General features: G+C 69.7%; 10 protein-coding genes and 1 pseudogene. 3 read left to right on the top strand and 8 right to left on the bottom strand.

All coding sequences use genetic code 11. The features are described 5' to 3' along the window. Positions 1-177: 177 nt before the first annotated feature. The 8 genes and pseudogenes from AB0M62_RS16930 to AB0M62_RS16895 all read right to left on the bottom strand — a co-directional run bounded on the left by AB0M62_RS16930 (position 178) and on the right by AB0M62_RS16895 (position 10,790). Positions 178-1,185, bottom strand: a complete 1,008-nt coding sequence (locus AB0M62_RS16930; RefSeq protein ID WP_366074973.1) for a LacI family DNA-binding transcriptional regulator — start codon at positions 1,183-1,185, stop codon at positions 178-180. A 33-nt stretch (positions 1,186-1,218) separates the two neighbouring features. Continuing rightward, positions 1,219-3,477, bottom strand: a complete 2,259-nt coding sequence (gene yicI / locus AB0M62_RS16925; RefSeq protein WP_366074972.1) for an alpha-xylosidase — start codon at positions 3,475-3,477, stop codon at positions 1,219-1,221. 11 nt (positions 3,478-3,488) lie between these two features. Next, entirely contained in the window at positions 3,489-4,253 is a 765-nt protein-coding gene (locus AB0M62_RS16920) for a carbohydrate ABC transporter permease (RefSeq protein ID WP_366075118.1), read from the bottom strand. Positions 4,254-4,327: 74 nt separating this feature from the next. Beyond that, complete coding sequence (locus AB0M62_RS16915) at positions 4,328-5,257, bottom strand: sugar ABC transporter permease (RefSeq protein ID WP_366075117.1); 930 nt, start codon at positions 5,255-5,257, stop codon at positions 4,328-4,330. A 23-nt stretch (positions 5,258-5,280) separates the two neighbouring features. Further along, positions 5,281-6,576: an extracellular solute-binding protein gene (locus tag AB0M62_RS16910; RefSeq protein ID WP_366074971.1), complete on the bottom strand. Its 1,296-nt coding sequence runs from the start codon at positions 6,574-6,576 to the stop codon at positions 5,281-5,283. 196 nt (positions 6,577-6,772) lie between these two features. After that, positions 6,773-7,774 (bottom strand): annotated as a pseudogene (locus tag AB0M62_RS16905) (recombinase family protein); the annotation flags it as partial. 222 nt (positions 7,775-7,996) lie between these two features. Further along, positions 7,997-9,424, bottom strand: coding sequence for an argininosuccinate lyase (gene argH / locus AB0M62_RS16900; RefSeq protein WP_366074970.1), 1,428 nt, complete (start codon positions 9,422-9,424; stop codon positions 7,997-7,999). A gap of 172 nt (positions 9,425-9,596) precedes the next feature. Then, entirely contained in the window at positions 9,597-10,790 is a 1,194-nt protein-coding gene (locus AB0M62_RS16895; RefSeq protein ID WP_366074969.1) for an argininosuccinate synthase, read from the bottom strand. Positions 10,791-10,961: 171 nt separating this feature from the next. On the opposite strand from AB0M62_RS16895, the gene AB0M62_RS16890 reads away from it, so the two are divergent. From AB0M62_RS16890 to AB0M62_RS16880, 3 genes are read left to right on the top strand one after another with little or no spacing between them, the layout of a single operon-like run. After that, positions 10,962-11,408 carry a hypothetical protein gene (locus tag AB0M62_RS16890; protein WP_366074968.1) on the top strand — a complete coding sequence of 149 codons (447 nt, stop codon included), beginning with the start codon at positions 10,962-10,964 and terminating at the stop codon, positions 11,406-11,408. Continuing rightward, positions 11,330-11,566 carry a hypothetical protein gene (locus AB0M62_RS16885; protein WP_366074967.1) on the top strand — a complete coding sequence of 79 codons (237 nt, stop codon included), beginning with the start codon at positions 11,330-11,332 and terminating at the stop codon, positions 11,564-11,566. The genes AB0M62_RS16890 and AB0M62_RS16885 overlap by 79 nt, the downstream gene beginning before the upstream one ends. 10 nt (positions 11,567-11,576) lie before the next feature. Beyond that, the gene (locus AB0M62_RS16880) at positions 11,577-12,140 is read left to right on the top strand and encodes a hypothetical protein (RefSeq protein WP_366074966.1); all 564 of its coding nucleotides are present in this window, start codon (positions 11,577-11,579) and stop codon (positions 12,138-12,140) included. Positions 12,141-12,399: the final 259 nt, after the last annotated feature.

The raw sequence follows: 12,399 nt of genomic DNA, 5'->3' as shown, positions 1-12,399 counted from the left end.
CACGTTCGCGGCTCCTTCTTCGTCGAAGCGGTTCGATGACGGTGGTGCGGTGTGCGCCGTTCGTCGTGGGCGGGCTGGAATTCCCCCACCCCGCCCCTTTCCGTAACCGGGCTCCGCCCCGGACCCCGCTCCTCAATCGCCGGAGGGGCTTGAGGGAGCCGGCGAGGCTGGATTGCTTCAGCCCGCCCGGGGCGCGGTCGATGCTCGTGCTGTGAGGCGGGGCGGCAGCAAGGTCGTGTCCGGGACTTCCATCCCGTCGAGTTTCCGCATCAGGAGGTCCACGGAGCGGGTGCCGACCTCCTCCGCGGGGATGGTCACCGACGTGACCGGGATCGGGGTCTGTTCGGCCAGTTCGTCCGGGCAGATCGCCGTCACCGAGAGGTCCCCGGGGACGCGGAGGCCAAGGGACTCGAAGGCCTTGATGAGCGGTTCGACGATCGGCTCGTTGTGCACGACCACACCCGTCAGCGCGGGGTGTTCGCGCAGCAGCCGTTCGGCCATGGCGCGGGCCGCCGCCGGGGTCGCGTCGCAGGGGTGGATGGACGAGGTGAGGCCGTGCCGGTCGGCCGCCGCGGTGAAGCCCTGGACCACCCGCTGCGCGAAGCCCGTCTCCCGTACGTACACCTCCGGCGGCGAACCGAGCAGAGCCACACACCGGTGGCCCAGCAGCGCCAGATGCTCCACGCATGCCTTGCCCGCCGCCCGGAAGTCCAGGTCGATGCAGGTGAGCCCCTCGGCATCGGCCGGGAAGCCGATCAGCACGGACGGACGGTCCAGAGCACGCAGCAACGGCAGTCGGCTGTCGTGCAGTTGGACGTCCATGACGATCAGCGCGTCGACCAGCGCCGTGTCGGCGACCCGGCGCAGCCCCTCCTCGCCCTCCTCCTGGGTCAGCAGCAGGACGTCGTGGTCGTGCTTCCGCGCCGCCGTGACCACGGAGACGGCGAATTGCATCACGACCGGCACATGGATCCCGGTACGCAGCGGGATCACCAGCGCCAGCACATTGGAGCGGCTGCTGGCCAGCGCTCTGGCGCCCGCGTGCGGCCGGTAGCCGAGCTCGCGGATGCTGGCCTCGATGCGCTGCCGGGTCGCGTCGGAGATCGGGCGCTTGCCGCTCAGGGCGTACGACACGGTGCTGGGGGTCACCCCGGCATGGCGCGCCACATCAGTGATCTTGACCAAGACAGCCCCCTGTTCGAACGATCGGACCGGCCACTAGCCGAGCTCGGCGGAGAGGAAGCCGGTACCGGCGGCCGCCCGAACCGTGCGGCCGCCCACCACCTCCAGCTGCCAGGGCCGTGATGTGTCGCTCGCCGAGGCGCGCAGAGTGTCCCCTTCGCGTACGAGCGTGAAGACGGACTCCCCGACGGTCACCGTCACCCGGGCGCCGCGCCCGATGCCGTACGCCCGCAGGGTCACGCCGTCCGCGTGGTCGTAGTCCGGGCGGTCGTCGACCGCGCCGACCGGGATCACCGCGCCCGGCCGTACCAGCAGCGGCGCGCTCAGGAAGTCGTGCCGCTCGCGCACCCAGCGCGGACCTTGCACCTGCTCGCCGGTGACGAAGTGGGTCCAGGTGCCCTCGGGCACGTAGTACGACACGTCGCCGTCGTCGCTGAAGACCGGAGCGACCAGCAGATCCGGGCCGAGCATGTACTGGCGCTCTAGCTGCGCGCACGCGGGATCGTCCGGGAATTCCAGCACCATCGCCCGCATCATCGGGACGCCCTCACGGTGGGCGGTGCGCGCTGTCTCGTACAGATATGGCATGAGGCGCAGCTTCAGCCGGGTGAAGACCCGCAGGACGTCCACTGCCTCTTCGTCGAAGAGCCACGGCACGCGGTACGAGGACGAGCCGTGCAGCCGGCTGTGCGACGACAGGAGGCCGAAGGCGATCCAGCGCTTGAAGAGCGCCGGGTCCGGTGTGCCCTCGAACCCGCCGATGTCGTGGGACCAGTAGCCGAAGCCCGTCAGACCGAGGGAGAGCCCGCCGCGCAGCGACTCGGCCATCGACTCGTACGTGGACTCGCAGTCGCCGCCCCAGTGCACCGGGAACTGCTGGCTGCCCGCCGTCGCCGAGCGCGCGAAGACCACGGCCTCGCTCTCGCCGCGGTGCTTCTTCAGGACGTCGAAGACCGTCCGGTTGTAGAGGTACGTGTAGTAGTTGTGCATCCGCTCGGGGTCCGAGCCGTCGAAGTACTCGACGTCCGTCGGGATGCGCTCGCCGAAGTCGGTCTTGAAACAGTCCACGCCCATCTCGAGCAGGGCTTCGAGCTTCCCCGCGTACCACGCGGCCGCCTCGGGATTGGTGAAGTCCACCAGCGCCATGCCCGGCTGCCACAGGTCCCACTGCCAGACGCCGCCGTCCGGCTTCCTCAGCAGATAGCCGTGCGCCCGGCCCTCGGCGAAGAGGGGTGAGCGCTGGGCGATGTACGGGTTGATCCAGACGCATATCCGCAGGTCGCGCGCCTTCAGCCGGGCCAGCATGCCGCTGGGGTCGGGGAAGACCCGCGGGTCCCACTCGAAGTCGCACCAGTTGAACTCGCGCATCCAGAAGCAGTCGAAGTGGAAGACGGACAGCGGAAGTTCGCGGTCGGCCATCCCGTCGATGAAGGAGGAGACGGTCTCCTCGTCGTAGGAGGTGGTGAAGGAGGTCGAAAGCCACAGGCCGAAGGACCAGACGGGCGGCAGCGCGGGCCGGCCGGTGAGCGCGGTGTACTTGCGCAGGATCTCCTTGGGCGTGGGGCCGTAGATCACGTAGTACGTGAGGCGCTGGTCCTCGACACTGAACTGGACCCGGGAGACCGCCTCCGAGCCGACTTCGAAGGAGACCCGGCCCGGGTGGTCGACAAAGACGCCGTAGCCCGCGTCGGTCAGATAGAACGGCACGTTCTTGTAGGCCTGTTCGGTGGCCGTGCCGCCGTCGGCGTTCCAGACGTCGACGACCTGACCGTTCTTGACGAGAGGCCCGAAGCGCTCGCCGAGGCCGTAGACGCCGGTGCCGACGCGCAGATCCAGCTGCTCGCGCAGATAGTGCCCGCCGGAGCCGGTCTGCATGATGCCCATGGCCTTGGGGCCGCTGCTGGTGAGGGTGCGGCCGCGGGCCAGGAAGTCGACGTGCCAGGGGCCGCCGCGGGCCACCCTGACGGACAGTTCCCCCGCGGTCAGCAGTGCGTGCTCCTCGTCGTACGAGATCTGGGCGCTGAACTCCTCGTGCGTGAGCCGGAATTCGGGTCCCGGCGCGGTCTCCCCCTCGAAGTGGGTGATCGTCACGCCGATGACATCGGGCATGGGCGCGTGCGCGGCAAGGGTCACGACCGGTCCCTTCAGCAGATCGCCGCGGTGGCGGATGGGCTGGGTGGGGGCGTGGATATCGAGTGATCCCGATGCGTGGTCCGCCGTGACGTCGAGTACCTCGACCGGGTGGGCGGCGCTGACGCCCTCGCGCAGCATCCAGTAGCCGTCGGTGAACTTCATGGGGAAGCCCCTTACTTGACCGCGCCCACGGCGATGCCGCGGGTCAGCGTCCGCTGGAAGAGCAGGAAGAAGACGATGGCGGGGAGCACGCCGAGCAGCGCGGCGGCGTTGGTCATGGTGGCGTCCATCAGCCGCTGCCCCTGCAGGACGCCGAGCGCCACCGAGACGGTCTGGTTGTCGTTGGAGATCAACATGACCAGGGGCAGCAGGAATTCGTTCCAGGTCCAGATGAAGAAGAAGACCAGCAGCACGCCGATGGTGGGCCTGCTCACCGGCACGACGATCCGCCACAGCACCTGCCACCGGCTCGCGCCGTCGATGCGGGCCGCCTCGATGATCTCCCGGGGGAAGGCGCCGAGCACGGCGGAGAGCAGGTAGGTGCCGAAGGCCGCCTGGATGACGGTGAAGACGATGATGACGCTCAGCCGGGTGTCGTACAGGCCCACTTGCTTGGACAGGTAGTAGACGGGATAGACCAGGGCCTCCTGCGGCAGCATGTTCGCCAGCACGAAGAAGGCGAGCACCCAGGGGCGGCCCTTGATCCGGCCGATGCCGATCGCGTACGCGTTGAGGACGGACAGCACCACGGCGAGCAGCGCCACCGACCCGGAGACCAGCACCGAGTTGAAGAGCTTCTGTCCGAAGTCGACCCGCTCCCAGAAGTCCTTCAGACCGTCCAGATAGAGGCCGTCGGGCAGGCTGAGCGGCCCGTTCGCGGAGTACTCGGCGGGCGACTTGACCGCGTTGACCGTGACGATCAGAAACGGCAGCACCATGAAGAGCGCGCCCACGATCAGGGCGACCAGCACGGGATATCTGCTGAGCAGTACGGGAGATCTGCGGACCGCGGTCAATGCGCGTCCTCCGCCCTGGTCTGCAGGCGCAGGCCGATCAGGGCCAGCACCAGGATGATCACGGTGAGTACGGTCGCGACCGCGGAGCCGTAGCCGACCTGCGTCTTCTCGAAGAAGTTCTGGAAGGAGAAGTACGAGGGGACACTGGTCGCCCCGCCAGGGCCGCCCTTCGTGAGCACGTACACGGCGCCGAACACCTTGAGCGCGGCGATCGTGCACCACAGCAGGACGACGTAGATCTCCGGGCGGATCTGCGGGAGGGTGACGTGCCAGAACCGCCGCCACCAGCCCGCGCCGTCCAGTTCCGCGGCCTCGTGCAGCGCGGGGTCGACCCGCTGCAGTCCGGCCATGAAGATGACGAGCGGGAAGCCGATCTGCACCCAGACCATCACGGCCATCACGCTGTAGAGCGCGAAGTCCGGGTCGCCCAGCCAGTCCTGCTGGAGGGAGCCGAGTCCGACGGCTTGCAGCAGCTCGTTGAGGGAGCCGCTCTCGGGGGCGAGGATCCAGCTCCACACGATGCCCGCGACCGCGATCGGCAGCACCTGCGGCAGATAGAAGCAGGCGCGCAGGACGGCCGCCCAGCGGGAGCCGAAGTGCTTGGCAACGAAGTCGAAGAGCGCGGCCGCGAGGACGAGGCCGATGGCGGTGGGGACCACCGCCATCGCGATGACCATCGCGAGGCTGTGCCGGAAGGACTCCCAGAAGGCGGAGTCCTCGGCCAGCCGGCGGTAGTTGTCGAGCCCCGTCCAGTTCGGCGTGCCGACCCCCTGCCACTCGGTGAAGCTGACGCCCGTGTTCATCAGGAACGGGACGACGATGACGGCGAAGAAGGCCAGCGCGCCTGGCAGCAGATAGAGCGCGTACGAGTTCCGTGGGCGGCCCGGGCCCGGGGGCCGCTCGCGGCCGCGGGCCCGGACACCCACCGGGCCCGCCTTGGTCACGGTGGTCACTGCTTCGGTGCGCCCGCGTCGTACGCCTTCTGCAGCGCGTCGAGGTAGGCGTCCGGCTCGGTGCTGCCGGTGATCAGCTTCTGGGTCTCCGACACCAGGACGTCGTAGAAGCCGGGGACCGGCCAGTCGGGATAGAAGGCGAGGCCGTCGCGGTCGGAGACGGTGTTGAAGTTCTCGATGAGACTCTTGGCCTGCGGGTCGGTGATCGCCGCCGGATCGGCCGAGACCGGGACGCCGCCCTTGTTGCCGAGCAGGTTCTGGATGTTCTTCTTCATCGTGATGTCGATGAAGTCGTAGGCGAGTTCCTTGTTCTTGGAGCCCTTCGGCACGACCCAGAGATTGCCGCCGGAGCCGAGGGTCATGTTCGAGCCCGGCCACAGGGAGGTGCTCCAGGCGAACTTGTTCTCCGCCTTGAAGCGGCCGTACCACCAGCTGCCGGAGAACAGGATCGGGTTCTTGCCCGCGATGAAGGCGACGCCCGCGTCCTCGGCCTTGGCGCCGCTGGAGGTCTTGGCGATGTAGCCCTTCTTCACCCAGTCCGCGAAGGTCTCGGCGCCGTACGTCCAGGCCGCGTCGTGGAAGTCGGTCTTCCCCTTGTACAGCTCGTACTTGTCCACCCAGGAGCGGTCGGCCTTGGAGAGGGCGAGCTGGTAGAGGTACTGCTGGGCCATGTACTCGGCGCCCGCGTTGGCGAGCGGGGTGACGCCCTTGGCCTTGAAGGCGTCCATGGCGGTGGTCAGTTCGTCGAAGGTGGTGGGGACCTTCACGCCGTGCTGTGCGAAGAGGTCCTTGTTGTAGAAGACCATCGTGTACTCGGCGTAGTTGGGTATTCCGTACCACTTGCCGGAGCCCATCACGCCCTGGGCGTCGTACTGGCTGGTGGTGCGGACGCCGGCGCTGAGCGACTTGTCCCAGCCCCGCTTGCCGACCTCGGCGGAGAGGTCGGTGAGCAGGCCCTGCTTGGAGAGCAGCCCGGCGGTCGCGTTGCCCTTGTTGTACTCCATCAGATCGGGTGCGTCGTCGGAGTTGAGGACCATCGGAGCGGTCTTCTGTATCTGCTCGAAGCCCTTCTCCTCGAACGTCACCTTGACGCCCGGGTGGGTGTCCTCGAATTCCTTGATGGCTTCCTTCCAGGCAGCGCCCATCGCGCTGTCCGGTCCTTCGTAGTGCCAGAGCTTGAGGGTCTTGCCGTCGGAAGAGCCGCCGTCCGAGCCTTCGCCGCATGAGGCCAGGAGCAGCGACCCCACCAGGGCCACCGCCAGCCCCGCCGCACGCCTTCGTGCCGTCAACATCCAGTGCCTCCGGATGGGTTGGAAGGGCCGACACCGCCGTCGACGCCGTCGTCGAATCGTTTCGACTAAATTCGTTGAAGCGCTTCGACGGAGGACCGTAAGGGCGTGTCCGGAACCAGTCAATGGTGCTGACCGGAAACGGTGCGGAAGTCCGAGGGGCCGGACGAACGGGCTCGCCGACCGGCTCCGCACGGGCCGACAGGGACAGCAGCAGCGCAACGGCGGCGGCCGTGACCGGGATCGCGTACCCGGTCGTCGGGCTCGCGTGCTCCACCGTCCAGCCCGCGCTCGCCGAGCCCGCCGCGATGCCGCCGAGTATCGCGGTGACGGCGAGTGTCATCCCCTCATTGAGGCTGCCCGCCGGCGTCAGCCGCTGGACCAGCGTCATGCCGGTCACCATGGTCGGCGCGGTCGGCGCGGTCGCCGCGCCCGCCAGCAGCAGGGCCACGGCGAGCAGGGCGGCCGAGCCGGTACGGGCGGCGAACAGCGGCAGTGTCATCAGCGCGGTCATGGCGGCGAGACAGACCGCCAGCCGTCCCGCCAATCCCCGGGCCGTGGGCACGGTCCCGTACAGCAGGCCCGCCGCGCATGATCCGGCCGCCTGGGGTCCGAGCAGCAGGCCCGCCGACGGGCCGTCGAGCAGCGCGAGCGTGCTCACCTCCAGCGCTCCGAAGACCGCGCCGGTGGCGAGGAAGACCGTGAGCAGCCCCAGCATGCCGGGCGCGCGCAGCGGGGAGCGCGATCCGGCCGGGCGTCCGGCCGGCGGCGGCTCGGTGGAGCGCTGGGGCGGCGAAGACGAGGATGCCGGTCATCATCAGGATCGCGCCGACCAGCGTGCCCGCTTCCGGGAACAACGCCGAGCACAGCAACGGGGCGAGCACCGGGCCGAGCATGAAGCACAGCTCGTCGGCGGCCTGCTCAAAGAGTTCGCGCTGTGCAGCGCGGCCGGGTCGCCCTGGTGGAGATGGGCCCAGCGGGCGCGGGACATGCCGCCTGTGTTGGGGGTGGTGGCGGTCGCGGCCGTGTCGCCCTCGCGCAGCAGCTGCATGACGAGGTCGAGCTTGGGCCGGGACGCTTTTGCGCCGCTCGCCTTGTCGACGTGGATGTTGTCGCGGTCGACGCCGGCCCGCAGCAGGGCGTCGATCTGATGATCGGGGTTCTGGTCGGCGGTCGAGACCCGCGCGTAGCCGATGAGCATTGTCGGAAACTAAGACGCCCGCGAGAAGACCGTCCAGCAGATCGCCGACATATTCAACGTGCCCCGCTCCACGGTGTACGGGCACCTCGACAAGACCGAGACTGTGCCTCGCCAGCCGAAGAAGACCGCCGCCGCGAAGCCCTGAAAACTACCAGCGGGCTACTTGCTCCCTGGTGTCCGAGCTAGGACTGCGGGGCCTGCCACGCGCACCCCTGCTGCGCGTCAGCTCTTGGCGGTCGCCCAGGCGTGCTGGAGCGCGAGATCAGCCTTGACCTCGGCGAGCTGGACCGCGACCGCGGAGGGCGCGGTGCCGCCACGACCGCTGCGGGACGCCAGGGCGCCGGCCACGTTGAGGACCGAGCGCACGTCGGGCGTGAGGTGCTCCGAGATCTTGGCGAACTGCTCGTCGGTGAGCTGATCGAGCTCGATGCCGTGCTGCTCGCACTCCTTGACACACTCCCCCGCGACCTCGTGCGCCACCCGGAAGGGCACGCCCTGCTTCACCAGCCACTCGGCGATGTCGGTGGCGAGCGAGAATCCGGCAGGGGCCAGCTCCTCCATGCGCTCGCGGTTGACGGTCAGCGTGGCCATCATCCCGGTGAACGCCGGGAGCAGGACCTCCAGCTGGTCGCAGGAGTCGAAGACCGGCTCCTTGTCCTCCTGGAGGTCACGGTTGTACGCGAGCGGCAGCGCCTTCAGGGTGGCGAGAAGACCCGTGAGGTTGCCGATGAGGCGGCCCGACTTGCCGCGGGCGAGCTCCGCGATGTCCGGGTTCTTCTTCTGCGGCATGATCGACGAGCCGGTCGAGAAGGCGTCGTGGAGGGTGACGAAGGAGAACTCCTTCGTGTTCCAGATAATGATCTCCTCGGCGATCCGGGAGAGGTTGACGCCGATCATCGCGGTGATGAAGGCGAACTCGGCGACGAAGTCGCGGGACGCCGTGCCGTCGATGGAGTTGCCGGCGCTGCCGTGCTCGAAGCCGAGGTCGGCGGCCACCGCCTCCGGGTCCAGGCCGAGCGAGGATCCGGCCAGCGCGCCCGATCCGTACGGGGAGACCGCCGTGCGGGCATCCCACTGGCGCAGCCGTTCAGCATCACGGGAGAGCGACTGCACATGGGCCAGGACGTGGTGGGCGAACAGGACGGGCTGGGCGTGCTGGAGGTGCGTACGGCCCGGCATGGCGACATCCGGGTGTCCCTCGGCGAGGCCCACCAGCGCGTCCTGGAGTTCGGCGATCAGCCCACCGATGATCCGGGCGTGGTCGCGCAGGTACATCCGGAAGAGGGTGGCGACCTGGTCGTTCCGGGACCGGCCGGCGCGCAGCTTTCCGCCGAGGTCGGGGCCGAGGCGCTCCAGCAGGCCGCGCTCCAGCGCCGTGTGGACGTCCTCGTCGGCAATGGTGCCGGTGAAGGTCCCGGACGCGACATCGGCCTCCAGCAGGTCGAGTCCGGCGATCATGCGCTGGAGCTCGTCGGCGGTGAGCAGGCCCGCCTTGTGGAGCACACGGGCGTGGGCGCGGGAGCCGGCGATGTCGTACGGCGCGAGCCGCCAGTCGAAGTGGACGGACGCGGAGAGCTTGGCCAGGGCCTCGGCCGGGCCGTCGGCGAAACGGCCGCCCCAGAGCCGGACATCACCGGTGTTGCTGCTCACTGCTGCTCCTCAAGAGGGTGGATGGACGACCGCCCCCTGGGGGCCGTCTTCCGGATCATGCCGGGCCCGCGACGCCCGGCATGATCCGGACAACCCCCGGCCATCCGGCCTGGGGGACCCCACCCCGCCGCGGAGGAACGGGGAGGGAGGCGACTTTCCTGCGCGTGTCGAATCAGGCGAGGTCGCGCTTCGCCGCGATCTTCGACGACAGGCCGAAGATCTCGATGAAGCCCTGCGCCTTGGACTGGTCGAAGGTGTCGCCCGAGTCGTAGGTCGCCAGGTTGAAGTCGTACAGCGACTCCTCGGACTTCCGGCCGGTGACGACGGCACGGCCGCCGTGCAGCGTCATCCGGATGTCGCCGGTGACGTGCTGGTTGGCCTCGTTGATGAAGCCGTCCAGGGCGCGCTTCAGCGGGGAGAACCACAGGCCGTCGTAGACCATCTCACCCCAGCGCTGCTCGACCTGCCGCTTGTACCGGGCCAGCTCGCGCTCGACGGTGACGTTCTCGAGCTCCTGGTGGGCGGTGATCAGCGCGATTGCGCCCGGGGCCTCGTACACCTCCCGGGACTTGATGCCGACGAGCCGGTCCTCGACCATGTCGATCCGGCCGATACCCTGGGCGCCCGCCCGCTCGTTGAGCTGCTGGATGGCCTGGAGGACGGACACGGGCCTGCCGTCGATGGCGACCGGCACGCCCTCCTTGAAGGAGATGACGACCTCGTCGGCCTCTCGGGCGACGGCCGGGTTCGAGGTGTACTCGTAGATGTCTTCGATCGGCGCGTTCCAGATGTCCTCGAGGAATCCGGTCTCGACGGCCCGGCCGAAGACGTTCTGGTCGATCGAGTACGGGGACTTCTTGGTGGTCGCGATCGGGAGGTTCTTCTCCTCGCAGAAGGCGATCGCCTTGTCCCGGGTCATCGCGTAGTCACGGACCGGCGCGATGCACTTCAGGTCGGGGCCGAGAGCGGAGATACCGGCTTCGAAGCGGACCTGGTCGTTGCCCTTACCGGTGCAGCCGTGGGCGACGATGCCGGCGTTGTGCTTCTTCGCGGCGGCGACGAGGTGCTTGACGATCGTCGGCCGGGAGAGCGCGGAGACCAGCGGATAGCGGTCCATGTAGAGCGCGTTGGCCTTGATCGCCGGGAGGCAGTACTCGTCGGCGAACTCGTCCTTGGCATCCGCGACCTCGGCCTCGACGGCACCGCAGGCGAGCGCGCGCTTGCGGATGACGTCCAGGTCCTCGCCGCCCTGGCCGACGTCCACGGCAACGGCGATGACCTCGGCGCCCGTCTCCTCGGCGATCCAGCCGATGGCGACGGAGGTGTCCAGGCCGCCCGAGTAGGCGAGTACGACGCGCTCGGTCACGGGTTTCTCCTTACGGTGCATTCAGCGACAGGCATAACTATGCACTACTCCGTATGTTTCGTCAACGCGTCTCGATGTGCCGCGGTCGCCCCGGGCGACAACCGGAGGGCACCGGGCCCGCCCCGCACCTACGATCGGCGCTTCGGGCGGGGAGCGCACGATGGGGCCACAGTGAGCACGGCACACACGTCCGGCAGGGCCGTGGCGGAGCGACTGGCGCAGGGCGAGCCGGTCGGCACCGTCATCGACACCGCCGATGCCGCCGCCTGGACCGGACTCGACATCGAGCTACGCGCCCCGGCCCACCGGCCCGAGGTGCCGCTCCCCATCCGACCGCGGATGGCAGGCGGGCCGATCCGGGGGTGGAGCGGCCGGCTGCCGGCGGTTCGCCGCCGCACCGAGCCGCTCGGCGAGAGCGAGCTCGCCCTCGCCCTCTGCCACCCCGACCGCCGGATCCGCGAAGCCGCACTCGGCCGGGCGGCAGCCTTCCCGGCGCTGCTGCCGCTGGTCGTGATCCGCGGCGCGGACTGGGTCACCCCGTGCGCGAGCGGGCCCGGCTCCTGCTGGCAGACTCGCTGCCCACCGCCGGGCCCCGCCTCGGCGCGCTCGCCGCCCTGATCCTGCTGGTCGCGGGCCGCCGCCACGGCGGCTTCGGCCGCGACCTGCTGGAGCGGACCCTGCGCGAGGTGCTCCGCGCGGCCGCCGACGACGGCGATGTGGTGATCCAGGATCTGTGCGCGGAGGCTGCACTCTCCGCGGTGCGGAACGGCGCGTAACGACGAGGTGGTGGGTCCGCTGCTGGGCTCCCGGCAGCCACGGGTGCGTTCCGCGGGGGTCAACGCGCTGCGCCGGGCCGGGCGCACCGCGCAGGCGGAACCGTTCCTCGCCGACCGCTCCGGTCTCGTACGCGCCTGTGCCTGCTGGGTGCTGCGGCAGCAAGCGACCGATCCGCTCCCCCTCTATCGCTCCCTGTGCGCGGACCCGAAGGCCGGGGATCTCCCGCCCGGCGCGCCGGTGGGCCTCGCCGAGTGCGGCACGCGGGCCGACGCCTCGCTGCTCGTGCCGCTCCTCGCCCACCCCGTGGGGGCGGTCCGGGCCCAGGCGGTCGCCGGTCTGCGCCTGCTGGACACGACGGACCCGGAACTTCTGCGCCCGCTTCTGGACGATCCCTCCCCCTCGGTGGTGCGGGAGGTGGTCACGGCTCTCGTGGGGTCGCTGGAACGGCTGCCCGAGGAGTGGCTCGCCCGACGCCTCGCCGAGGACCGGCCCACCCACACCGGACGGGCCGCCTTCCGCCTCATGCGCGCGGAGGGCGGAGTACCCCAACTCCGGGCGCCCGTAAGCCTCTGACGGACGAGAACCCCGGACTACGGGCTCTGGCGGGGTCGGCCGTCCAGCAGTGGGTGCCGACGGCCGCCGTGCCGCACGGGGACGCGGAGGTGGCCGCGCTCCACCTTGTCGCGCTCCCGACTGCCCACTACGGCAGGACGGTCACGGGTCGCATCTACCAGCGGAAGGAGGTGTTCAGGTCCTTTGTGGTACGGGTCCGTTGACGAGAACCCACGCCGAGCGTGCACGGTTGCGCACGTTGACCCCGGCGACGTGGTCG

This window comes from Streptomyces sp. NPDC051219 (assembly GCF_040682335.1).
GTDB lineage: Bacteria > Actinomycetota > Actinomycetes > Streptomycetales > Streptomycetaceae > Streptomyces.
The sequence above is the reverse complement of the archived record's forward strand: the minus strand, read 5'-3'. Positions and strand labels throughout refer to the sequence as shown.

Bases quoted from the DNA above. Each gene is read 5' to 3' on its own strand.
- yicI (WP_366074972.1), bottom strand. From the start codon at position 3,477: ATGAAGTTCACCGACGGCTACTGGATGCTGCGCGAGGGCGTCAGCGCC.
- AB0M62_RS16920 (WP_366075118.1), bottom strand. From the start codon at position 4,253: ATGGTGCTGCCGTTTCTGATCGTCACGGTCAACGCGGTCAAGTCGCCC.
- AB0M62_RS16910 (WP_366074971.1), bottom strand. From the start codon at position 6,576: ATGTTGACGGCACGAAGGCGTGCGGCGGGGCTGGCGGTGGCCCTGGTG.